This is a genomic window from Corallococcus sp. AS-1-6 (assembly GCF_020037015.1).
Lineage (GTDB): Bacteria > Myxococcota > Myxococcia > Myxococcales > Myxococcaceae > Corallococcus.
On sequence record NZ_JAIQDE010000001.1, the window covers coordinates 507,534 to 528,997 of the forward strand.

Sequence of the window (21,464 nt, forward strand, 5' to 3'; positions counted from 1 at the left end):
AAGGGCCCGGTGTCGCTGATGCGCTCAGCCTTCGCTGCTCCCGCCGGACGGCTCGGACGAGCCTCCGCCGGACGCCGCGGGAGGCGCGCCGCCACCATTGCCACCATTATGGTTGCCGTTGCCCTGGCCACCGCCGGAGCCGCCGCCGCGCTCGGAGCGCTCTCCGCGTTCGCCGCCACGGTTCTCACCGCCGCCGCGCTCGCCGCCACGGCCCTCGCCGCCGCCGCCGCGACGCTCCCGGTCCCGGTCCCGGTTGCGGTCACCGCCACGCTCGCCGCGCTCGGGACGGCGGCCCTCGCGACGGTCACCGCCGCCGCGCTCGCCTCCGCGTTCCCCGCCGCGCTCACCGCCGCCGCCGCGCTCACCACCGCCGCCGCGGTTCTCACCGCCGCCGCGCTCGCCACGGTCGCGGTCCCGGCCACCGCCCCGGCGGCCCTGGTCCTGACGGCCGCCGCCGTAGTTGCTCTCCGGGCGGCGCTGCTGCATCGCCAGCTCGCCGTCACCGGAGCCCGGCGATGAGGCCACCTTGTGCTCGGGGCCCGTGGCCGACCGGCCGTAGATGTCGTACTGCTCGCGGTGGTAGTTCTGCTGCGCCTTCACCTGGATGGACTTGTTGTAGCGGTCCATCAGGTGCCGCAGCTCGTTGCGCTCCTCGCCCTGGAGCAGGCGCGCGACCTCCGCGTTGCAGTTGATGACGAGCGTGGAGTCCTTGTAGCCCGGCGCCTCGCGGCGGATCTCCCGGAAGATCTCGTACGCCACCGTGGTGGCCGTCTTCACGAAGCCCTTGCCGTCGCAGTACGGGCAGTCCTCGTGCAGCACGCGGCCAATGGACTCGCGCACGCGCTTGCGCGTCATCTCCACCAAGCCCAGCTCGGAGATGCGCAGCACGTTCGTCTTGGCCTTGTCCCGGCCCAGCGCCTCCTGCAGCGACTTGAAGACCTTGTCGCGGTTCTGCGCCTTCTCCATGTCGATGAAGTCGCAGATGATGATGCCGCCGATGTTGCGCAGCCGGAGCTGGTAGACGATCTCCTTGGCCGCCTCGACGTTGATCTTGGTGATGGTCTCCTCGAGGCTCTTCTTGCCGACGTAGCGGCCCGAGTTGACGTCGATGGCGGTGAGCGCCTCCGCCTGGTCGATGATGAGGTAGCCGCCGCTCTTCAGCCACACCTTGCGCTGGGTGGCGCGCTGCAGCTCCTGCTCGATGCCGTAGGCGTCGAAGACGGGCTCGTCCGTCTCGTGCAGCACCACGCGGTCGCGCAGCGCCGGGTCCTGCGCGGTGACGAAGCCCTGGATGCGCTCGTACTCCTCCGCGTCGTCCACGACGAGCTTCTCCACGTCGTGGGCGAACAGGTCGCGCGTGGCGCGCAGGATGAGGTCCAGGTCCGGGTGCAGCAGGCCCGGTCCGCCGCGCTTCTCGTTGCGGCGCACCACCTGGTTCCACACCTCGATGAGGAACCGGATGTCGCTCTCCAGCTTCTCCTGGGGAACGTTCTCCGCCACGGTGCGCACGATGAAGCCCGTGCCGGGCGGCCGCAGCCGGTCCACGATTTCGCGCAGCCGGCGGCGCTCCTTCTCGTTGGAGATGCGGCGGCTGATGCCCACGTGGTCCACCGTGGGCATGAACACCAGGTGACGGCCGGGGATGGAGATGTGCGAGGTGAGCCGCGCGCCCTTCGTGCCGATGGGGTCCTTGGAGATCTGGACCACCACCTCCTGGCCCACCTTCAGCAGGTCTTCAATCTTGTCCGTCTTGCGCTGCTTGGGCTTCTCCTTCTCCTCGTCGCGCTTCTCGCGGCGGGGCTGCTCCTGGCGGCGCTTGTCCTTGTCCTTCTCGCGGCCGTCCCGGTTGCGCGGCTCGCGGGCCTCGCGCGCCTCACGCGGGGTGCGGCGCTCGCCTGAGACCTCGGCGGGGCGGGCGGGCTCGGCGGCGGGGGAGGGGATGAGCTCCCCCAGGGCGGCCGCGTGCGGCGGCGGCTCGGCGGCGCTGCCCTCCGTCGCGGGCGCCACGCCGGACTCGGCGGCGGCGATGGCGCTCTCCGCGGGCGTCTCCTGCACCACCGCGGGGGCCTCCACCGCGGCGGGCGTGCCGTTCTCCGTCAGCGGCACCGCCACGGCGGCGGTGGACACCTCCACCGGGGACTCCGGCGAGGCGCCCTCGGCCGGGGTCTCCTCGATGACGGCCACGGCGTCCGGGGCGGCCTGGGCCTCCACCGGGGCCGGGGCGGCCTCCAGGGCCGGCTTCACGGCCTCGGGCGCCTCGACGTGGGACGCTTCGGGGGACTCCGGCTGGGGGACGGCCTGGGCCTGGACGTCCAGCGCCAGCGCGCCGTCATGCGCCAGCACCGGCGCCGGGGCGCCCGCGGGGGCTTGCGTGCCGGCCGGCAGCGCGTGCGTGGCGTCCGGGACCGTGGAGGCGGCGGCCTCGACGGCGTCGGCCTCGGATTCGGTGGGGACCTCCGGGGCGTCCTCGTGCTCGCCCTCGGTCAACTCGAACTGCGCGCGGGCGAAGTCCGGGTCGTAGACGACGTCGCTGACGTACAGGAAGGCGGCCTTCTCCAACCCGATGTCCACGAAGGCCGCCTGCATGCCCGGGAGCACCCGGACGACGCGACCCTTGTAGATGTTTCCGACGACGCCCTTGTCCTTCTTACGCTCGAGGTAGAACTCCGCGATATGGCCGCCCTCGACGAGGGCCACCCGGGTCTCCCGACCCGCGGCATTGATGACGAGCACACTGCTCATGGATGAATCCTGGTAGCGCGCGCGGTAGGGGGGACCTCACCGGACGGGAGGCGGCGAGACGCCACACCTCCGAGCACGCCGCGAGGGGAGAGGCGGCCAGCGGCCCCCCGGCGTGTGCACGCCTTCCGGAGGACCCGGAGGGAGAACGCATCACCTGGGTGGGGGACGAGGACATCGCCGCCTGCTCCTCCGAGTTCATGTCGCCCCGCATTGCGACCGGCACCGTGCCGGGCGGGGCTGCTTCTCTTCACGCGCTCGAGGCTCCCCCCACGCCCGTGCCGTCCGCCCCCTCTTCCGCACCCGGTCGGTGCCCGTCAGTGGGCCACCTTGGGGGGGTGTCTGGGGGCCCCGGAGCAGCAGGGGTCCGGAGGAAACCGGAAGCGCAACCCGTCGAAATTCCTGCCTGGGCGTGATGTCCCGCCAACGCGGGGCGTCACACAACCGCCCAGAAACACGGAGAGTTTTCCACGCCCCTCCAGGTGTGTAAAGGCCCGATGCGCCCGTTCATCCACTGTCGGGCAGATGGAAGGCGGGCCCGCCCGGCGGGTCCCCGGGCGCTCGGAAACGGACGTTCAGGCCTGGGCGGGGGCCTGCTTGCGCCCCTCCGGCTTGTCCAGCTTCCCGCGCGGACGCCGCACCAGCCTGAGGCCCGTCCAGGTCTCGTCGATGATGCAGATCTTGTTGTCCACCAGGCCGATGTCGAGCGCCGCCTGGCGCACGAAGTCCTCGGACAGGCGCGTCTTCACGCCCTCGCCGGCGGGCCAGCAGACCCAGATGCCGCCGTTGAGCGTGGTGGCGCGCGACAGCGCGGGCAGTCGCTGCACCAGCTCCGTGGCGTCGGAGGTGAAGAAGAGGATGACGTCCAGCCCCGTCTGGGCCGTGACGAGGAACTCCACCCCGTCCGGCAGCGGGTTGAGCTTCTGCACGAAGCCCCGCGGGGGGTTGATGACGGAAACCTTGGTGCCGGACCGGATGCCCAGCATGGCCGGCAGGGAAGCCAGCGCGTAGGGCGTCATGATGTGCGCTCCACGGTGAAGGTGCGGAACTCGCCAGAGGCCTGCCCGTCCGTGCGCGCCACGTCCGTGACGCGCGCCGTGCGGGGACCCGTGTGACACCAGCGGATGAACTCTTCCAGCGCGCCCGGTTCGCCTTCCACCGTGGCCTCCACGGAGCCGTCGCCCCGGTTGCGCACCCAGCCGGAGAGCCCAAGGCGCAGCGCCTCCTGGCGGGCGCTCTCCCGGTAGGAGACGCCCTGGACCGTGCCCTGGATGCGCAGGGTCGCCCGGCGCTGCGTGCTCATGCCTCTGGCCTCATGCTCTGACGTCCCCTTCTAGCAGCTTCAGGAACGCCTGCTCATCCAGGATTCTTACGCCCAATTCCTGCGCCTTCTTCAGCTTGCTGCCCGCGTCCTCGCCCGCGACGACGAAATCGGTCTTGCGCGAGACACTTCCAGAGACCTTACCCCCGCGCCGTTCGATTTCCTCCTTGGCCTGCTCGCGCGCAAGCCGCTCCATGGTGCCGGTGAGCACCACCGTCTTGCCCACGAAGGGGCCGCCCGTGGCGACCGCCGGGGGGGCCGGGTGGACACCCGCGTCCAGCAGGGCCTGGATGGCGGCCTGGTTCTGGGGCTCCTGGAAGAAGGTGTGGATGACCTGCGCCATCACCGGGCCCACGTCCTTCACCCGGCTGATGTCCTCCAGGCTGGCCGTGAAGAGCGCCTTCACGTCCGGGAAGGCCTCCGCCAGGGCGCGCGCCGTGGAGTCGCCCACGTGGCGGATGCCCAGCGCGTACAGGAAGCGGCGCTGGGTGGTGTTCTTGCTGCCCGCGATGGAGGCCAGCAGGTTGTCCGCGCTCTTCTCCCCCATGCGCTCCAGCTCGAGGAGCGAGTCCCGGGTCAGCGCGTACAGGTCCGCGAACGCCTTCACCTGGCCGGACGTGACGAGCTGCGTGGCCAGCTTGTCCCCCAGGCCTTCGATGTCCAGGGCGAGGCGGCTGGCGAAGTGGCGCACCTTCTCCACCAGTTGCGCGGGGCAGGACGCGCCCGTGCAGCGGATGATGGCGCCGTCCTCGTCCTTGGCCGCCACCGCGCCGCACACCGGGCAGTGGGTGGGGAAGGTGAAGGGCTGGGAGTCCTCCGGGCGCTTGGACAGCACCACGGAGACGATCTCCGGAATCACGTCGCCCGCGCGGCGCACGAAGACGGTGTCGCCCTTGCGCACGTTCTTGCGGCGCAGCTCGTCCTCGTTGTGCAGCGTGGCGCGCGACACCGTCACGCCGCCCACCTTCACCGGCTTCAGGTGCGCCACCGGCGTGAGCGCGCCCGTGCGGCCCACCTGGATGCCGATGTCCTCCACCGTGGTGGACTCCTCCTCCGGCGGGAACTTGTAGGCCACCGCCCAGCGCGGGCTCTTGGACACCTGGCCCAGGCGGCGGCGCAGGTCCTCGTCGTCCACCTTCACCACCATGCCGTCCACTTCGAAGGGCAGGGCGTGGCGGCCCTTCAGGGACTCGTCGTAGCGCTGGCGCACCCCGTCCGCCCCGTCCGCGTGCTGGTAGCGGTTGATGGGCAGGCCCAGCGTCTTCAGGTACTCCAGCTTCTGGGTGTGCGTCTTGAAGGCGGGCACGCCGTCGCCGGGCACGCACTCGTACAGGTAGACGGACAGGGGCCGGGCGGCGGTCTCCTTGGGGTCCAACTGGCGCAGGCTGCCCGCGGCGGCGTTGCGCGGGTTGGCGAAGAGGGACTCGCCCGCCTCTTCGCGCTTCTCGTTGAGCTTGCGGAAGTCCTCCTTGCGGATGAAGACCTCGCCGCGCACCTCCAGCCGCCTGGGCACCTTCACGCCGTCCTGGGGGAACAGCTCCAGGGGCAGGCTCTTGATGGTGCGCAGGTTGCCCGTGACGTCCTCGCCGGTGGTGCCGTCGCCGCGCGTGGCGCCCTGCACGAAGCGGCCGTCCTCGAAGCGCAGGGAGATGGCCAGGCCGTCCAGCTTGGGCTCGCACACGTAGCCCACCTGGGACAGGCCCGTCAGCTTGCGGATGCGCTCGTCGAACTCCGTCAGCCCGGCGTCATCGAAGATGTTCGCCAGGGACAGCATCTGCGTGGTGTGCACCACCTGCCCGAAGTCCTCCACCGCCGCGCCGCCCACGCGCTGGGTGGGCGAGTCCGGCGTCACCAACTGGGGGTACTGCTCCTCCAGCCCCTGGAGCTCCCGCATCAGCGTGTCGTATTGGGCGTCGCTGATTTCCGGCGCGTCCAGCACGTAGTAGCGGTGGTTGTGGTGGGCCAGCTCCTGACGGAGCGCTCGGGCGCGGGCTTCGGCTTTCGGGAAGGTGTCCACGGGGTGTGTCCTTACCCCAATTCAGGGGCGCGGCCAGTTGCGCACGCCCCGCGTTGGAGGAAGGGGACTCTACCGGCACCACCTGACAGGGCCGCCCGCCGCCCCCCGGGAAGGCGAACCCGGGCACGCGTGTTCACGGCAAGGAGGCGCATCCGCCCGCCCCATTAGGCCCGAATTTCAGCTACATAGCGGATTCCCTGTTGGCAAGACCCCCGCCCTCCAGTGCAACCCCCTGAAAAACGGGACAGAGCCAGGCACGGATGCCTTGACAGCTCTGGAGGCGGTCAATAGTTTCCAGCGCGGTTCCTGGCGCAGGGGTTCCCCCGGCGCCGTCTCTTCCCAACCACAGGCCCACGCGCCCTCCGGTCCGTTCCCAGGACTTGGGTGGTGCTGCCCCCTGGAAGGTGCTTCCGAGCGCCGCGCGGACGGACTCGCCGTCCCGCGTACAGCCTGCCCGAGCCTTCGGGCGATTCCCCCTCAGTCCGTTGCGCAGACCGTCATGGCCAAAGCCCGTTCCCCCCGAGAGAAGGTAGTCGAGCCGGAGTTCACCGAGGAGAAGCCCCGCCGCAAGCGCGCGGCGGCGAAGGAGGCGGAGAAGCCCGCTCCCCGGTCGCGCCGCGCGCCCGCTCGTCGTGAAGAGGCTCCCGCCGAGGAGGCCGAGGCCCCCGAGGTCGCCGCGGAGGCGCCCCGCCCGGTGCTCACGCCCATCTCCCGTCCCGTGCGCGACGACGAGCTCCAGGAGCTGCGCGGCACGGAGGAGGAGGCGCCCGCCGAGGAGGCCGCTCCGGCCGCCCCGCAGGAGTCCGCGGAGGGCCCCGCCATCACGGAGGTGCAGCGCGACGGCACCCCGATGCAGGTCATCAAGCTCAATGACCTGAAGCGGATGAAGATCGTCGACCTGGCGAAGATGGCCCACGACACGGGCATCGAGGGCTACCAGGGGCTCAAGAAGCAGGACCTCATCTTCGCGCTGCTGGGCGGCATCGCCGACAAGCGCTTCGAGGTCCACGCGGAGGGCGTGCTGGAGCTCTTGAGCGACGGCTTCGGCTTCCTGCGCAGCGCGGACAGCGACTACCAGCCGTCCCCGGACGACATCTACGTGTCGCCGTCGCAGGTGCGCCGCTTCAACCTGCGGCCCGGCGACACGGTGACGGGCCCCATCCGCCAGCCCCGCGAGGGCGAGCGCTTCTTCGCGCTGCAGAAGGTGGACAAGGTCAACTTCGCGGACCCCATGTCGGACGCGGCGCGCGAGCGCATCCTGTTCGACAACCTCACGCCGCTCTATCCGACGCGCAAGCTCAAGCTGGAGCACGAGTCGTCGGAGATGACCACGCGCATCATCGACATGTTCTGCCCCATCGGCCTGGGCCAGCGCTGCCTCATCGTGGCGCCCCCGAAGGCCGGCAAGACGGTGCTCCTGCAGAACATCGCGCACGCCATCAGCCGCAACCACCCGGACGTCTACCTCATCGTGCTGCTCGTGGACGAGCGCCCGGAGGAGGTGACGGACATGGAGCGCAGCGTGCGCGGCGAGGTGGTGTCCTCCACCTTCGACGAGCCCGCCACGCGCCACGTGCAGGTGGCGGAGATGGTCATCGACAAGGCGAAGCGCCTGGTCGAGCAGAAGTACGACGTCTGCATCCTGCTGGACTCCATCACCCGTCTGGCGCGCGCCTACAACACGGTGGTGCCCGCGTCCGGCAAGATTCTGTCCGGCGGCGTGGACGCCAACGCGCTCCACAAGCCCAAGCGCTTCTTCGGCGCGGCCCGCAACATCGAGGAGGGCGGCAGCCTCACCATCATCGGCACGGCGCTCATCGACACCGGCAGCCGCATGGATGAAGTGATTTTCGAGGAGTTCAAGGGCACGGGTAACTCCGAAATCGTCCTGGACCGGAAGTTGATGGAGAAGCGCATCTTCCCAACGCTCGACATCAACAAATCCGGCACCCGCAAGGAGGAGCTCCTCTTGTCTCCGGCGGACCTGGTGCGCATTACGGCGTTGCGCCAGGTGCTCCACCCGTTCACCCCCATCGACGCGATGGAGTTCGTGCTCAAGCACATGCGTCCGACGGCGGCGAACGCGGAGTTCCTGGGCTCGATGAACCGGTAGTTCCCTTCCGGCCCAAGGAGCCCCCATGCGTCGTGCCCGCCTCCCGCTGCTCGTCGCCCGCGCTGTCGCGGGCCTCACCCTGGGGCTGTTGGCGGGCTGCGACCTGGGGGTGGAGGACCTGCCCATTGGAGACACCCCGCCGGTGCTCTCCAGCCAGGTCTGCTACGACGACTCGGACTGCGTGGCGAACGCGTGCTGCGGTGAGGGCACCGCCATCACCCACCGCGACGTGGGGCCGGACTGCGCCGGCGTGCGGTGCGACGGGACGTGTCCCCCCAACAGCGTGGACTGCGGCCGGTGCATCCCCACGTGCCGCGAGGCGCGCTGCGCCGCCGCCTGCCAGTAGCGGCGCGGCCCCTGCCTCCCGTTCAGCTCGCGAGCCCGCCGGCCATGTCCACCGGCGGGTCCCGCAGGGGCAGCGTCACGCGGAACGTGGTGCCGCCGCCCGGCGTGTCCTCCACGTCGATGCGGCCCTGGTGCGCCTCCACCACCTGGCGTGACACCCAGAGCCCCAGGCCCAGGCCGCCGTAGTGGTGCGTGGACACGGCGCGCTCGAAGCGCTCGAAGATGCGCTCGCGGTCCTCCGGCTTGATGCCGATGCCGTGGTCCACCACGGACAGGCGCACCACCTCTCCGTCGGGCTGAAGCGACACGTCCACCGGGCGGCCCCGGCCGAACTTCAGCGCGTTGGCGACCAGGTTGTGCACCACCTGCGAGATGCGGGACGGGTCGAAGGTGCCCGTCACCGGGCCCTTCACGTCCACGGTGAGCGGCGTGCCGTCACGGCGCGCCTCCTCCTCCGCGAAGCGCGTCACCTCCACCAGCAGGTCGCCCAGGTCCACGTCCGTGCGGGTGAGCTTCAGCCGGCCGCTGGTGATTTGCGACACGTCCATCAGCACGTCCACGAGCATCGCCAGCCGGCGGATGAAGGACCGGGCATGCCGCAGGCGCTCCACGGCCTTGGGCGGCGCGTCCCGGCCCAGGCCGCGCTCCACCAGCTCCAGGTGGAGTTGGAAGGCCGCCAGGGGCGTGCGCAGCTCGTGCGCCGCCACGGAGAGGAAGTCGTCGCGGGCGCGCAGGGCCTCCGCCAGGTTCTCCGCGCGGGCGCGCTCGTTGGCCATCTCCCCGCGCATCCTCGCGAGCTTCAGGTTGGACGCGATGCGCGCCAGCAGCTCGCCCGCGGAGAAGGGCTTCACCAGGTAGTCGTCCGCGCCGGACGTCAGGCCCTGCACCGTGGCCTCCTCTCCGGCCTTCGCGGACAGGAGCAGGATGGGCAGCTCGCGCGTGGTGGGCGCGGCGCGCAGGGCCTTCAGCAGGCCCATGCCGTCCAGCTTCGGCATCATCACGTCCGACAGCACCAGGTCCGGCGGCCGGGCCAGCGCGGCCTCCAGGCCCTTCTGGCCGTCCGTCGCCACCTCCACGTCGTACTCCGGGGAGAGCACGCGCTGGATGTAGTCGCGCATGTCCCGGTTGTCATCCACCAGCAGGATGCGCGCGCGGGGCAGCGCGTGGCCGTCCGCGGACGCCGGGTGATGGTGGTGCGAGGACTGCGTGCGGTCCTTGGGCTTCGCGTTGCTCCACAGCAGCGCTTCCTCCACGTAGGCGGACGTGGCCTCGCGCGCCGCGGAGCGCGGCCGGGCGGTGGTGCGGATGCGCTCCGGCGGCAGGTGCGCGTGGCCCAGGGGCAGCTCCACGCGGAAGGTGCTGCCCTCGCCCTCCGTGCTGCTCGCGGACACGCTGCCGCCGTGCAGCCTGGCGAACTCCTGCACCAGCGCCAGTCCAATGCCGCTGCCCTCCACCGTGCGCGACGGCGAGCCCGACACGCGGTGGAAGCGCTCGAAGAGGCGGGGCAGCTCGTGCGCGGGGATGCCCGAGCCGGTGTCCTCCACCTCCAGGGACACGCGCTGCCCGTGCTCGCGCAGGCGCAGCGTGACGCCGCCCTGGAGCGTGAACTTGAACGCGTTGGAGACCAGGTTGAGGACGATCTGCTCCCACAGGTCCGGCGCCACGTAGACGGGCTGGGACAGGGGAGGGCAGTCCACCGTGAGCTTGAGCCCCGCGCGCTCCATGGCGGAGCGGAAGCTGGACGCGGCGTCCTTCGTCAGCGCGGCCAGGTCCGTGGGCGCGAAGCGCTCCTCCTTCGGGCCCGCCTCCAGCTTCGACAGGTCCAGGAGCGCGTTCACCAGCTTGAGCAGGCGCCCGGCGTTGCGGTGCACCCGCTCCATCTCCTTGCGGACCTCGTCCGACAGCGGGCCCGCGCGCCCGGCGAGCAGGTCCTCCGTGGGGCCCAGCATCAGCGTCAGCGGCGTGCGGAACTCGTGGCTGACGTTGGCGAAGAACTCCGACTTGAGCCGGTCCAGCTCCCCCAACTGCTCGTTCGCCACGCGGAGCTGCTGGTTCGCCTCTTGAATCTGCTGGGCGCGCCGGAAGATTTCGCCCTCCATCTCGTCCGCGCGGGCGCGCAGCTCGGCGTGCTGGCGGCTCTGCTCCTCGTCCAGGTGCCTCAGGCGGATGAAGTCGGTGACGTCCTCCACCCGGTGGATGACGTAGCGCACCTGCCCGTCCTCGCCGAACACCGGGGTGTTCAGCGGGCTCCAGTAGCGCGGCTCGAACCCGCCGCCGGCCTCCGCGGGCCGGGGGAGGTCGTACTTCTGGACCGCCATCGCGTCCGCGGTGCGCGCCTTCACCGTGCGCTCCAGCGACGCGCGCAGGTTGGTGACGCCGTTGGCCCGCGGGTCGTCCGGGTTGTCCGGGAAGACGTCGAAGATGACGCGGCCCAGGATGTCCTCGCGCCGCGTCCGCGTGACGCGCAGGTACGCATCCGTCACCGCGACGATGACGAACTCCGGCGTCAGCACCAGGTACGGGTTGGGCGCGGCTTCGAACAGGCTCCGGAAGTCCGGGGCCGGTGAGGGGCTGGGGGGCATCACACGTCCTCAGAGGCGGAGGCGTGCGTGGAATTAGTCACTCCCTCCCGGGATGGCCAGGGGGGAAAGTAGGACCCGGCCCCGGGTCTTTCCACCGGTGGACGCTTGGGACGCCCGCGCGTCCCGCCCCGTTGGAGAAGTTCAGGCCGCGGGGGCGGCGTCCGTGGAGGCGACCGCCTGCTGGGGCGTCGCGGCCACCAGCGGGGGCGGCTGCGCCTTGAGGCGCGCGAAGTCGAAGCAGGCCACCGCGATGGAGGCCACCGGCACCGCGAACAGCGCGCCCCAGAGGCCGAAGAGCTTCTCGCCCGCGATGAGGGAGAAGGCCACCACCACGGGGTGGATGCGCGCGGCCTCGCCCATGATCTTCGGGTTGAGGAAGTACGCCTCCAGCGCGTGGATGCCGATGATCCACAAGAGGAGCGCGACGCCTTTCTGGAAGCCGTCCGCCAGCGCGATGAGGACGATGGGCACCGAGCTGATGATGGTGCCGAAGATGGGGATGAGGCTGAAGAGCGTGGCGATGGTGGCCAGCAGGAACGCGAACTTCACGCCGAACAGCAGCAGGCCCAGCAGCGTGAGGCCGCCGTTCACCAGGCAGATGGTGACCTGTCCGCGCACCACGCCGGACAGCGACTTGTCGATGCGCGCCACCAGCGTCTTCGCGTCCGGCAGCAGCTCCGCGGGGATGAGCGTGCCGAAGTAGCGGCGGATGGCCTGCGCGTCGATGGAGAAGAACGCGGCGACCATCAGGATGAAGAACAGCATGAAGACGCCGGCCAGCACCTCCGTGACGATGCGGCGCGACACGTTGACGATGTCCGCCAGGTTCTCCTTCACGAGCGACGTCACGCGCGCCACCGCGTCGGTGAGCATCTGCTCCAGGTCCAGCGCCAGGCTGAAGCCGCCCGCGGACCCCGCCGCGCCCTCCATGGCCCGGTCCGACAGGGCCACCGGGATGCCGTACGTGTTGAGCCACCCTTCCGCGCGCTGCGCGAGCCCCTGCACGTGCTCCGGCGTGAGCGCGCTGGCGAAGCCGGCCATCTCCCGGCTGATGCGCACCACCTCCCGGTAGAGCTGCGGCACCAGCGCGACGAAGAAGAGGTACACCGCGAGGAAGAACCCCGCGTAGATGAGCAGGATGGCCACCCAGCGCGGCACGTAGCGGCCGGCCACCTCCAGCCGGGTGATGCGCGCCACCAGCGGCTGCACCAGGTACGCGATGAGCGCCGCGCCCGCGAAGGGCATCACCACCGAGCGCAGGGCGAAGAGCGTCACCGCGAGGGCCACCCACAACCCCGCGAGGAGGATCAGGCGCTTGCGGCGTTCGTCGGGGGCGGTGGCTTCCACAGGCGGCGACATGCACCCGGGCTTAAGGCAGCGGCCTCCCTCCTGACAAGCTCCCGGGACGAAAGCTTCCACGCGGCCCGGCTCCTATGCCCCCCAAGGGTCTGGAACCCCTCGGATGGAGGCAGGCGGGCGGCCGGGGGCTCACGCCTGGGGCAGCCGGAACCGGTCGCCCAGGCGGGCCTCCACGCGGTCCAGGCAGTCGCGCATCAGGGGGCGCTTGATGCGGCCCTGGGTGGCCTCTCCCAGGCCCAGCATCTGTTCGGTGAGCCAGCGGGTGAGGAAGAGCAGGGGGACGCGGTCGTCGGGGCCCAGGCCCCGCTCCAGGTAGCGCTTGTTGCGCAAGTAGTCGTCGAAGGCGTCGAACTCGCGGGCCAGGTCCCACTTCGCCAGCCGCAGGGCCTCCGTGTAGACGGCCGGGGCGGGGCGCCGGGTGGCCTCCTGGAACAGCGGGGCGAACTCGCCCAGGGTCGCGGGGTCCAGGTCCTGGACGGGCGGGGGCCAGGACTCCAGGTCCTTGGCGAGCAGCCGCGCCACCTCGTCCAGCAGGTGGTCCACGAGGGCGACGGGCTTGAGGTCGAAGAGGTGGTCCCAGCGCGAGGGCATGTGTCAGGGGCTGGCGGCGGCGGCGGGCAGGGCCACCGGAAGGGGAGGGGACGGAAGCACCGCGACGGGCGCGGCCACGGGGGCGTCAGCATAGCCCAGCGCCAGCTCCCGCTGGATGACCTCCCACACGGCCCGGCGCGTGAGCAGCTCGCCGTGGGGCACCACGCCGGACAGCTCCACGTTGAAGACGTTGGGCTGGCCCTCCACGTCCAGCACGGACGAGGGGTAGCGCGCGATGACGTCGTCGCGCGAGTAGATGGACACCAGCCGCACGTGGCGCGGGAAGGCGCCCACGTTGAGCTCCTTGATGAAGCGCGACGTCGGGGTGAGCTGCCACATGCTGCGGCTGAACCAGCCCAGCGTCGCGCAGCCCAGGTAGGCCATGCGCGTGCCCTTGTGCGGGGTGCCCAGGGTGATGAGGCTCCTGACGCGCGTGTCCCCGCCCAGCCGCTTCACGTAGTACGTGCCGATGAGGCCGCCCTTGGAGTGGCCGATGATGGTGAGCGGCCCCATGCCCGGGTGGCGCTCGTAGAGCCGGTCCACCTTGCCCTGGACCTTGCGCGCCAACTCGTCGATGCGGTGCGTGTTGAAGCGGTCCATGGTGCCGCCCAGGTGGATGGACCAGACGCAGTAGCCCTCGCGGCGCAGGCGGTGCTCCAGCACCTCCAGGACGCGGCGCGTGCTGAAGAAGCCGTGCAACAGGAGCACCGGCTTCTGGCAGCGCTTGAAGTCCGTGCGGCGCACGACCTGGTTGCCGCGTGGATCCAGATCCACGTAGCTGGCCAGGTACTTCAACTGGCACTTCAGCTTCCGGTACTGCAGCACGAACGGATTCATCCCCAGCCCCCGTCCTGGAACACGGAGCAAGCTAGGGAGCGGGTCTTCCCACGGCCTGGAGCAGCGCCCGTCCGGTCAGGTGAAGTGTTGGAGAAAATTCATCAGTACCCGGTGCGCGTGTGGCGTCGGGGTGATGCCGGACAACAGCCGGGGGACGTATTCGCCCTCGGGGACGCCCTTCTCCTGGGCGAGCGCGTCCAGCTTGTCCTCGCGGGCGAGGATGACCGCGCGCATGGCGTCCGTGGGCATCTCCGGGTGGAACTGCACGCCGCGCACGTTGTTCCGGAACGCGAGCGCCTGGTTCGCGGTGTTGGCGTTGCCCGCGAGCACCGTCGCGCCTTCGGGTAGGCGCGCGACGATGTCCTCGTGGGTGGCCTGCACCGCGAAGCGCTCCGGCAGGCCGGTGAACAGCGGATCCGCGCGGCCCTCGGGTGAGAGCGCCACCTCCACGGTGCCCGTCTCGCGGCCGTTGGGGTTGCGCGTCACCTTGCCGCCGTAGGCCTCGGCGAGGAGTTGTTGGCCAAAGCACACGCCGAGCACGGGGATGCCCTGCTCGCCCGCCTCCACCATGAAGGCGCCCGCGCGCTCCATCCACGGCTCGCGCTGCGTCACCGACAGGGGCGAGCCCGTCATCATCACCGCGTCGTAGCCCTTCGCGTCCTTCGGCAGCGGCGCCCCCCGGTGCACGGGGAGGATGTCGAAGCGCTGACCGGACAGTCCAATGGTTTGCAGAAACCACCGCTCGTAGTCGCCCACGGAGAGCTGGACGGAGGTCGCCGCGTCGCCGGCTTTCAGCAGGAGGACGTTCTTCATGGGGGCAGCTTGCCGCGTCATGTCTCCATTCCTACCGTGTCCAGCCGTCCGTGTCCGGTGCCCGCCACTTCCAGGTCGCTCGCGCGCCGTGCTCACCCGAGGCCTCGTCATGACCGACGCTCGTTCGCTTACTCCCAAGCTCCCCGTGCTCAAGCTGCTCATCGACGGGCAGCAGGTGGACCCCGTTGAAGGCGGCACCTTCGCGGTGGTGAACCCCGCCACCGGCCAGAAGATCGCGGACGTGCCCGCGGGCACCGCCGCGGACGTGGACCGCGCGGTGAAGGCCGCGCGCCGCGCCTTCGAATCCGGGCCGTGGGGGAAGATGACCGGCCGTGAGCGCGGCAAGCTCATCCGCAAGCTGGCGGACCTGCTCTACGAGCGCCGCGAGGAGTTCGCGCTCGTCGAGTCGCTGAACAACGGCAAGACCTTCAAGGACGCCATCCGGGGTGACGTGGCGCCGGCCGCCGCGACGCTCGCGAACTTCGCGGACATGGCCAGCACCATCACGGGCGAGGTGCTGCCCGTGGACGGCCCCTTCCACACCTACGCGCTCAAGGAGCCGGTGGGCGTGGTGGGCGCCATCGTGCCGTGGAACTACCCCACGTGCATGCTGGGCTGGAAGCTGGGCCCCGCGCTGGCCGCCGGCTGCACGGTGGTGGTGAAGCCCTCCGAGTACACGCCGCTCACCGCGCTGAAGCTGGGCGCGCTGGCGCTGGAGGCGGGCTTCCCGCCCGGCGTCATCAACGTCATCACCGGCCTGGGCGACCCCGCGGGCGAGGCCATCGCGCGGCACCCGGACGTGGACAAGATCTCGTTCACCGGCTCCGGCCGCACCGCGCGCCGGCTGCTCCAGGCGTCCGCCGCGAGCAACCTGAAGAAGCTGACGCTGGAGCTGGGCGGCAAGAGCCCGCAGATCATCTTCCCGGACGCGGACTTCGACCGCGCGGTGGACGCGTGCTTCTGGGGCATCTTCGGCAACAAGGGTGAGACCTGCAACGCGGGCAGCCGCGTGCTGGTGCATGAGAAGGCCTACGACGCCTTCGTCGCGAAGCTGGTGGAGAAGGCGCGCACGATGAAGGTAGGCGACCCGCTGGACGCGACCACGGAGATGGGCGCGCTGGTGAGCCAGAAGCAGATGGACGTGGTGCTGGGCTACATCGAGAGCGGCAAGCAGCAGGGCGCCAAGCTGCTCGCGGGCGGTGGCCGCGACACGGAGGGTTTCAAGGCGAAGGGCTGCTTCGTGAAGCCCACCATCTTCGGCGACGTGAAGCCGGACATGAAGATCGCCCAGGAGGAGATCTTCGGCCCGGTGCTCAGTTGCCTGCGCTTCCGCGACGACGCGGAGGCCATCGCGATGGCGAACAGCACGCAGTACGGCCTGGCCGCGTCCATCTGGACGGGGGACGTCGCGAAGGCGCACGCGCTGGCGAAGCAGGTGAAGAGCGGCGTGGTGTGGATCAACTGCTTCAACGAGTTCGACGACGCTGCTCCCTTCGGTGGCTACAAGGAATCCGGCTGGGGCAAGGACCTGGGCCACCACGCGCTGGACGGCTACCTCCAGACGAAAGCCGTGTGGACGAAGCTGCCGTCACCCTGACGCGCGCGTGCACTCCCCTCCATTCCACCGCTTCACCGCCGCATGACGAAGAAAAGGAAGGTCCGCATGGCGTCGCGTCCCAAGGCCAAGGTGCTCACCCATCCGGCGATGGCCCGCCGGGCCCGCGCGAAGGAGCGGAGCGAGGGAGGGCCGCGAGCGGTGTCCGGACAGCAGGGGGACATGGACGCCCTGCGCCGGTGGATGGACGAGAAGGGCGTCCGCAAGGTGAAGCTGGGCGCCATCGACGTGGATGGCGTCTTCCGCGGCAAGTACGTCTCGCTGGAGAAGTTCTACAGCGCCGCGAAGGGCCACATGGGCTTCTGCGACGTCGTCTTCGGCTGGGACCTGGGCGACGAGCTGCTGGACAACACGAAGGTGACGGGCTGGCACACGGGCTACCCGGACACGCCCGCGAAGGTGGACCTGTCCACCGCGCGCATCATCCCGTGGGAGCCGGACACCGCGGCGTTCCTGCTGGACTTCGTGAACCCGGACGGCACGCCCTTCGAGGCGAGCCCGCGCCAGCTCCTCCAGAAGATGGGCCAGCGCGCGCGCAAGCTGGGCTTCCTGCCCAAGTTCGGCGCGGAGTACGAGTTCTTCCTCTTCAAGGAGGGCCCGCAGAGCCTGCATGAGAAGGGCTTCAAGGACCTCACGCCGCTGACGCCGGGCATGTTCGGCTACTCGTGGCTGCGCACGTCCATGAACGCGCCGCTGGTGCACGCGCTCATCGACGGGTGCAACGCGTACGGGCTCAACATCGAGGGCTTCCACACGGAGACGGGCCCCGGCGTCTTCGAGGCCGCCATCCGCTACGACACGCTGGAGCTGGCGGCGGACCGCGCGGCGCTCTTCAAGACGGTGGTGAAGGAGATCTGCGCGAGGCACGGCGTGTCCGCGTGCTTCATGGCGAAGGTGGACCCGAAGCTGCCGGGCTGCTCCGGCCACGTGCACCAGTCGCTGTGGAACCTGAAGGACGAGGAGAACCTCTTCCACGACCCGTCGCAGAAGCACGGGATGAGCAAGCTGATGCGGCACTACATCGGCGGGCAGGTGGCGCTGATGCCGGAGCTGACGGCGCTCTACTGGCCCACCATCAACAGCTACAAGCGCAGCGTGGAGAACACCTGGGCGCCCACCACCGCGACGTGGGGCCTGGAGAACCGCACCTGCGCCATCCGCGTCATCGGTGACAGCGGCAAGTCCATGCGCATCGAGTACCGCCAACTGGGCGCGGACATGAACGCGTACATCGGCATGGCGGTGAGCCTGGCCGCGGGCCTGTGGGGCATCGAGAACGAAATCGAGCCGCCCGCGCCCGTGCTGTCCAACGCCTACGAGGCGAAGAACACCAAGCCGCTGCCCCGCAACCTGAAGGACGCGGTGGCCCTGCTCAAGAACAGCGAGCGCGCCCGCGAAATCCTGGGCGACGGCTTCGTGGACCATTTCGTGCGCACCCGCGAGTGGGAGGTGCGCCAGTACGAGCGGGCGGTCACCTCCTGGGAGCTGGAGCGCTACCTGGAGCTCATCTGATTTCGAAGGAGGACCGTTCATGAAGCCTTTCGACATTCCCTCGGAGCCGCGCGTCACGGAGATGGCGTGGCCCACGCGCATCGTGTTCGGCGCGGGCGCGCTCCAGAAGCTGCCCGCGCACGCGGCGCGGTTGAACATGAAGCGCCCGCTGCTGGTGACGGACGCGGGCGTGGTGAAGGCGGGGCTCGCCGCGCGCGTGACGGACGTGCTCAAGGGCGCGGGGCTGGACTGCGCGGTGTTCGACCGCGTGGAGCCCAACCCCACGGAGAAGGACGTGTTCGCGGGACTGGAGGCGTACCGCGCGCACAAGGCGGACGGCATCGTCGCCCTGGGCGGTGGCAGCGCGCTGGACGCGGGCAAGCTGGTGCAGTTGCTCACCACGCACGAGCCGCCGCTCAGCCGCTACGACGACGCGAAGGGCGGCGACCAGTACGTGCGCGACGACCTGCCGCCGCTCATCGCCATCCCGACGACGGCGGGCACGGGCTCCGAAGTGGGGCGCTCGGGCGTGGTGACGCTGGCGGACACGGGCCGCAAGACGGTCATCTTCAGCCCGCACCTGCTGCCGAAGGCGGCGGTCATCGACCCGGAGCTGACGCTGGGCCTGCCCCCGTCCGTCACGGCCGCCACGGGCATGGACGCGCTCACCCACTGCATCGAGGCGTATGTCGCCAATGGCTTCCACCCGCTCGCGGACGCGGTGGCCATCGACGGGGTGATGCGCGTGGGGCGCTCGCTGGTGACGGCGGTGAAGGAGGGCCGCGACCTGGCGGCGCGCACGGACATGATGGTGGCCGCGATGGAGGGCGCCATGGCCTTCCAGAAGGGCCTGGGCGCGAGCCACGCGCTGGCGCACGCGCTCACGCCCATTTCCCACGTGCCGCACGGTCTGGCGAACGCCATCGTCCTGCCCGCGGTGATGGAGTTCAACCGCGCGTCCTGCACGGCGCGGCTGGCGCGCATCGCCACGGCGCTGGGGGACACGACGAACGCGCGCGAGGAGGTGCTCGCGGCGAACGCCATCGACCGCGTGCGCAAGCTGGCGGCGGCCGTGGGGATCCCCACGCGGCTGCGCGACGCGGGCGTGCAGGAGAAGGACCTGGGGCACATCGCGCAGAAGGCGTTCCAGGACGCGTCCCACCAGGGCAATCCGCGCGCCGTGACGGAGGCGGACCTGCTGGCCATGGCCCGCGAGGCGTACTGAAAAGCGGCTTCACTCCGGCTTGATTTCAGAGTGTTTCAGCGGGGCCTTTTCCGAGGGAAACGGGAGGGGCCCCGTGCCTTTGGAGCGGTTGAATCGGGCAGGGACTCCTCCGTCAGAAGGTTCAGAACGCAGCAACAACGCGGCTCACGGAGGCAGGTCATGAAGACGATGCTCAAGAAGATGGTGGTGGCTGTGGCGCTCGTCGCGAGCTCCCCGGTGATGGCGGCGGACTTCCACGGCGCCTCTCCCTTCGTGAGCCGCCAGGACCAGGCCCGCATGGAGCGCGAGCGGCAGGAGCGGGAGCGCCTGGCGCGGCTGGAGCGGGAACGGCAGGAGCAGGCGCGGATGGAGCGCGAGCGTCAGGCCCGGCTGGAGCGCGAACGGCAGGAGCGCGAGCGTCAGGCCCGCATCGAGCGGGAGCGGCGGGAGCGCGAGCGTCAGGCCCGCATCGAGCGCGAGCGGCGGGAGCGGGAGCGCCTGGCCCGGATCGAGCGGGAGCGCAGGGAGCGGGAGCGCCTGGCGCGGCTGGAGCGCGAGCGGCAGGAGCGGGAGCGGCTGGCGCGGCGCGACTCGCACTACCGGGGCGGCTGGGTGAACTAGGCGACCATGGTGGCACCGCTTGAAGCAGCACGGAGGCCCGGGGGCGGAGATCCACCCTCGGGCCTCTTCGCGTCTGGAGCTCAGCGGGGGCCGGACTCCACGGTCCGCGTGCGGGCGCCGGCGTCGGGGTCGGTGCTTCCCGCGTCCGCGACGGCGGCGGTCTCCGGCGTGAACTCCAGCGTCTCCACGAAGATGTGCCCCGGCAGCCGCAGGTCCATGGCGGTGATGCGCTCGCGGTCGCGCAACTCGTAGAGCTGCCGAGCCACCCAGTTCGCCTGCACGGGTTCGTCGGTGAAGAAGACGTAGACGCGCACCTTCCCCTCCTGCACCGGCACGCGGAAGCGCGTGTTGGCGACGGGCTGGTTCGCGTCGCAGCGGATGGAGCGGTTCTCGCGGGTGAGCGTGAGCTGCCGGATGACGCCCTTCTCGGACATGGTGAAGAGCAGGCAGTAGGGGAGCTGTCCCTCGAAAGGGATGATCTCCATCGTCGCGGGGCCCGTGCGCTTCACCAGCGCACGCGTCACCTTCACGGGCTTCGCGTCGTCGCAGCTCACGGAGCCCGCGCCCAACGCCATCACCGTCAACAAGCCCGTCCAGCGCGTCACGTGTTCTTCCCAGGAAAGGTGGAATGCAGCGGCCGCGAGCCTACCCCTCCTGTCCGCCTACGGAGCGGCTTCACTCGGACTTGATTTCGGAGTGTTTCAGCAGGGCCATCTTCCGATGGCGAGGTTGAATCGAGCAGGCGCTCCTCCGTCCGTAGGGTCAGAACGCAGCGACAACGCGGCTCACGGAGGCAGGTCATGAAGGCGATGCTCAAGAAGATGGTGGTGGCTGTGGCGCTCGTCGCGAGCTCCCCGGTGATGGCGGCGGACATCCACGCCGCCAGCCCCCTCGTGAGCCGTCAGGACCAGGCCCGCATGGAGCGCGAGCGGCTGGAGCGCGAGCGGCAGGCCCGGCTGGAGCGCGAGCGGCAGGAACGCGAGCGGCAGGCGCGGGAGCGGCAGGCGCGCCTGGAGCGGGAACGGCAGGAGCGGGAGCGTCAGGCCCGGCTGGAGCGGGAACGGCAGGAGCGCGAGCGCCTGGCCCGGCTGGAGCGCAGCCGCTACGGCGGTGGCTGGCTGAACTAGGCGGCCACGGTGGCACGGCTTGAAGCAGCACGGAGGCCCGGGGGCGGACATCCACCCTCGGGCCTCTTCGCGTCTGGCGCTCAGTTGGCCAGCGGCTCCATGGTCAGCGCGCGGGTGCCCGCGTCCTGGGCCGTGCCTCCGTCGGAGGTCACCACGCCGCCCGCGCCCACGATGCCGCCCGTCTGCTCCGGCTCGCCCGTCTCCGGCGTGAACTCCAGCGTCTCCACGAAGACGCGCCCCGGCAGCCGCAGGTCCATGGCCGTGACGCGCTCGCGGTCGCGCAGGTCGTAGAGCTGCTGCGCCACGGAGCCCGCCGGCACGCGCTCGTCGGAGAAGAAGATGTAGATGCGCACCTTCCCCTCCTGCACCGGCACGCGGAAGCTGGTGTTGGCGACCGGCCGGCCCGGGTCGCAGCGGATGGAGCGGTTCTCGCGCGTGAGCGTGAGCTGCCGGATGACGCCCTTCTCGGACATCGTGAAGAGCATGCAGTAGGGGAGCTGCCCCTCCACGGGGATGATCTCCATCGTGGCGGGGCCCGTGCGCTTCACCTGCGCGCGCGTCACCCTCGCGGGCGGCTTCGCGTCGTCACAGCCGACGAAGCCCACGCCCAGCGCCATCACCGTCAACAAGCCCGTCCAGCGCGTCATGTGTTCCTCCCCGGGAAGGTGGAATGGCCGACAGCCACGAGC

Annotated in this window: 18 protein-coding genes; 7 read left to right on the plus strand and 11 right to left on the minus strand. The window is 70.6% G+C overall.

What is annotated here, in order from left to right; all coding sequences use genetic code 11:
• Window positions 1-24: 24 nt before the first annotated feature.
• The 4 genes from K8612_RS02135 to ligA form a co-directional block, all read right to left on the minus strand.
• The gene (locus K8612_RS02135) at window positions 25-2,742 is read right to left on the minus strand and encodes an Rne/Rng family ribonuclease (protein WP_223761089.1); all 2,718 of its coding nucleotides are present in this window, start codon (window positions 2,740-2,742) and stop codon (window positions 25-27) included.
• 572 nt (window positions 2,743-3,314) lie between these two features.
• A complete protein-coding gene (locus K8612_RS02140) occupies window positions 3,315-3,758 on the minus strand; it encodes a DUF3052 family protein (protein ID WP_014398919.1) in 444 nt (147 codons plus the stop codon).
• Window positions 3,755-4,042 carry an acylphosphatase gene (locus tag K8612_RS02145; RefSeq protein WP_223739882.1) on the minus strand — a complete coding sequence of 96 codons (288 nt, stop codon included), beginning with the start codon at window positions 4,040-4,042 and terminating at the stop codon, window positions 3,755-3,757. The genes K8612_RS02140 and K8612_RS02145 overlap by 4 nt, the downstream gene beginning before the upstream one ends.
• Window positions 4,043-4,052: 10 nt before the next feature.
• Entirely contained in the window at window positions 4,053-6,077 is a 2,025-nt protein-coding gene (gene ligA / locus K8612_RS02150) for an NAD-dependent DNA ligase LigA (protein WP_223739881.1), read from the minus strand.
• A gap of 499 nt (window positions 6,078-6,576) precedes the next feature.
• Here ligA and rho point away from each other — a divergent pair, with 499 nt between their 5' ends.
• Together rho and K8612_RS02160 are read left to right on the plus strand one after the other, a co-directional pair.
• Window positions 6,577-8,190, plus strand: coding sequence for a transcription termination factor Rho (rho, locus tag K8612_RS02155; RefSeq protein ID WP_223739880.1), 1,614 nt, complete (start codon window positions 6,577-6,579; stop codon window positions 8,188-8,190).
• A gap of 25 nt (window positions 8,191-8,215) precedes the next feature.
• Window positions 8,216-8,536, plus strand: a complete 321-nt coding sequence (locus K8612_RS02160) for a hypothetical protein (protein ID WP_223739879.1) — start codon at window positions 8,216-8,218, stop codon at window positions 8,534-8,536.
• A 22-nt stretch (window positions 8,537-8,558) separates the two neighbouring features.
• Here the strand turns inward: K8612_RS02160 and K8612_RS02165 are convergent, their stop codons facing one another.
• The 5 genes from K8612_RS02165 to K8612_RS02185 form a co-directional block, all read right to left on the minus strand.
• A complete protein-coding gene (locus K8612_RS02165) occupies window positions 8,559-11,117 on the minus strand; it encodes an ATP-binding protein (protein WP_223761090.1) in 2,559 nt (852 codons plus the stop codon).
• 141 nt (window positions 11,118-11,258) lie between these two features.
• A complete protein-coding gene (locus K8612_RS02170; RefSeq protein WP_223761091.1) occupies window positions 11,259-12,476 on the minus strand; it encodes an AI-2E family transporter in 1,218 nt (405 codons plus the stop codon).
• Window positions 12,477-12,605: 129 nt separating this feature from the next.
• Window positions 12,606-13,067, minus strand: a complete 462-nt coding sequence (locus K8612_RS02175; protein ID WP_223761092.1) for a hypothetical protein — start codon at window positions 13,065-13,067, stop codon at window positions 12,606-12,608.
• A 3-nt stretch (window positions 13,068-13,070) separates the two neighbouring features.
• The gene (locus K8612_RS02180) at window positions 13,071-13,904 is read right to left on the minus strand and encodes a triacylglycerol lipase (RefSeq protein ID WP_223739875.1); all 834 of its coding nucleotides are present in this window, start codon (window positions 13,902-13,904) and stop codon (window positions 13,071-13,073) included.
• Window positions 13,905-13,979: 75 nt separating this feature from the next.
• On the minus strand, window positions 13,980-14,717 hold the full coding sequence (locus K8612_RS02185) for a glutamine amidotransferase (protein WP_223739874.1): 738 nt from the start codon (window positions 14,715-14,717) through the stop codon (window positions 13,980-13,982).
• Between the two features lie 109 nt (window positions 14,718-14,826).
• Between K8612_RS02185 and K8612_RS02190 the strand changes: the two genes are divergently transcribed.
• The 4 genes from K8612_RS02190 (at window position 14,827) to K8612_RS02205 (ending at window position 19,648) form a co-directional block, all read left to right on the plus strand.
• On the plus strand, window positions 14,827-16,314 hold the full coding sequence (locus tag K8612_RS02190) for an aldehyde dehydrogenase family protein (protein WP_223761093.1): 1,488 nt from the start codon (window positions 14,827-14,829) through the stop codon (window positions 16,312-16,314).
• 66 nt (window positions 16,315-16,380) lie between these two features.
• Entirely contained in the window at window positions 16,381-17,844 is a 1,464-nt protein-coding gene (locus tag K8612_RS02195) for a glutamine synthetase family protein (protein WP_223761094.1), read from the plus strand.
• A 19-nt stretch (window positions 17,845-17,863) separates the two neighbouring features.
• On the plus strand, window positions 17,864-19,048 hold the full coding sequence (locus K8612_RS02200) for an iron-containing alcohol dehydrogenase (protein WP_223761095.1): 1,185 nt from the start codon (window positions 17,864-17,866) through the stop codon (window positions 19,046-19,048).
• Between the two features lie 159 nt (window positions 19,049-19,207).
• Window positions 19,208-19,648 (plus strand): ATP-dependent DNA helicase, encoded by a 441-nt coding sequence (locus K8612_RS02205; protein WP_223739870.1) that lies wholly within the window; start codon window positions 19,208-19,210, stop codon window positions 19,646-19,648.
• An 80-nt stretch (window positions 19,649-19,728) separates the two neighbouring features.
• Here the strand turns inward: K8612_RS02205 and K8612_RS02210 are convergent, their stop codons facing one another.
• The gene (locus K8612_RS02210) at window positions 19,729-20,253 is read right to left on the minus strand and encodes a hypothetical protein (RefSeq protein WP_223761096.1); all 525 of its coding nucleotides are present in this window, start codon (window positions 20,251-20,253) and stop codon (window positions 19,729-19,731) included.
• 195 nt (window positions 20,254-20,448) lie between these two features.
• On the opposite strand from K8612_RS02210, the gene K8612_RS02215 reads away from it, so the two are divergent.
• Complete coding sequence (locus tag K8612_RS02215) at window positions 20,449-20,775, plus strand: ATP-dependent DNA helicase (protein WP_223761097.1); 327 nt, start codon at window positions 20,449-20,451, stop codon at window positions 20,773-20,775.
• An 80-nt stretch (window positions 20,776-20,855) separates the two neighbouring features.
• Here the strand turns inward: K8612_RS02215 and K8612_RS02220 are convergent, their stop codons facing one another.
• The gene (locus K8612_RS02220; protein ID WP_223739867.1) at window positions 20,856-21,422 is read right to left on the minus strand and encodes a hypothetical protein; all 567 of its coding nucleotides are present in this window, start codon (window positions 21,420-21,422) and stop codon (window positions 20,856-20,858) included.
• Between the last annotated feature and the right edge of the window lie 42 nt (window positions 21,423-21,464).

Coding starts and splice junctions, on each gene's coding strand:
- K8612_RS02170 (WP_223761091.1), bottom strand. CDS start 12,476: ATGTCGCCGCCTGTGGAAGCCACCGCCCCCGACGAACGCCGCAAGCGC.
- K8612_RS02185 (WP_223739874.1), bottom strand. CDS start 14,717: ATGAAGAACGTCCTCCTGCTGAAAGCCGGCGACGCGGCGACCTCCGTC.
- K8612_RS02215 (WP_223761097.1), top strand. CDS start 20,449: ATGAAGGCGATGCTCAAGAAGATGGTGGTGGCTGTGGCGCTCGTCGCG.
- K8612_RS02145 (WP_223739882.1), bottom strand. CDS start 4,042: ATGAGCACGCAGCGCCGGGCGACCCTGCGCATCCAGGGCACGGTCCAG.
- K8612_RS02135 (WP_223761089.1), bottom strand. CDS start 2,742: ATGAGCAGTGTGCTCGTCATCAATGCCGCGGGTCGGGAGACCCGGGTG.
- K8612_RS02165 (WP_223761090.1), bottom strand. CDS start 11,117: ATGCCCCCCAGCCCCTCACCGGCCCCGGACTTCCGGAGCCTGTTCGAA.
- K8612_RS02175 (WP_223761092.1), bottom strand. CDS start 13,067: ATGCCCTCGCGCTGGGACCACCTCTTCGACCTCAAGCCCGTCGCCCTC.
- K8612_RS02140 (WP_014398919.1), bottom strand. CDS start 3,758: ATGACGCCCTACGCGCTGGCTTCCCTGCCGGCCATGCTGGGCATCCGG.
- K8612_RS02195 (WP_223761094.1), top strand. CDS start 16,381: ATGGCGTCGCGTCCCAAGGCCAAGGTGCTCACCCATCCGGCGATGGCC.
- K8612_RS02190 (WP_223761093.1), top strand. CDS start 14,827: ATGACCGACGCTCGTTCGCTTACTCCCAAGCTCCCCGTGCTCAAGCTG.
- K8612_RS02205 (WP_223739870.1), top strand. CDS start 19,208: ATGAAGACGATGCTCAAGAAGATGGTGGTGGCTGTGGCGCTCGTCGCG.
- K8612_RS02200 (WP_223761095.1), top strand. CDS start 17,864: ATGAAGCCTTTCGACATTCCCTCGGAGCCGCGCGTCACGGAGATGGCG.
- rho (WP_223739880.1), top strand. CDS start 6,577: ATGGCCAAAGCCCGTTCCCCCCGAGAGAAGGTAGTCGAGCCGGAGTTC.
- K8612_RS02180 (WP_223739875.1), bottom strand. CDS start 13,904: ATGAATCCGTTCGTGCTGCAGTACCGGAAGCTGAAGTGCCAGTTGAAG.
- K8612_RS02220 (WP_223739867.1), bottom strand. CDS start 21,422: ATGACGCGCTGGACGGGCTTGTTGACGGTGATGGCGCTGGGCGTGGGC.
- K8612_RS02160 (WP_223739879.1), top strand. CDS start 8,216: ATGCGTCGTGCCCGCCTCCCGCTGCTCGTCGCCCGCGCTGTCGCGGGC.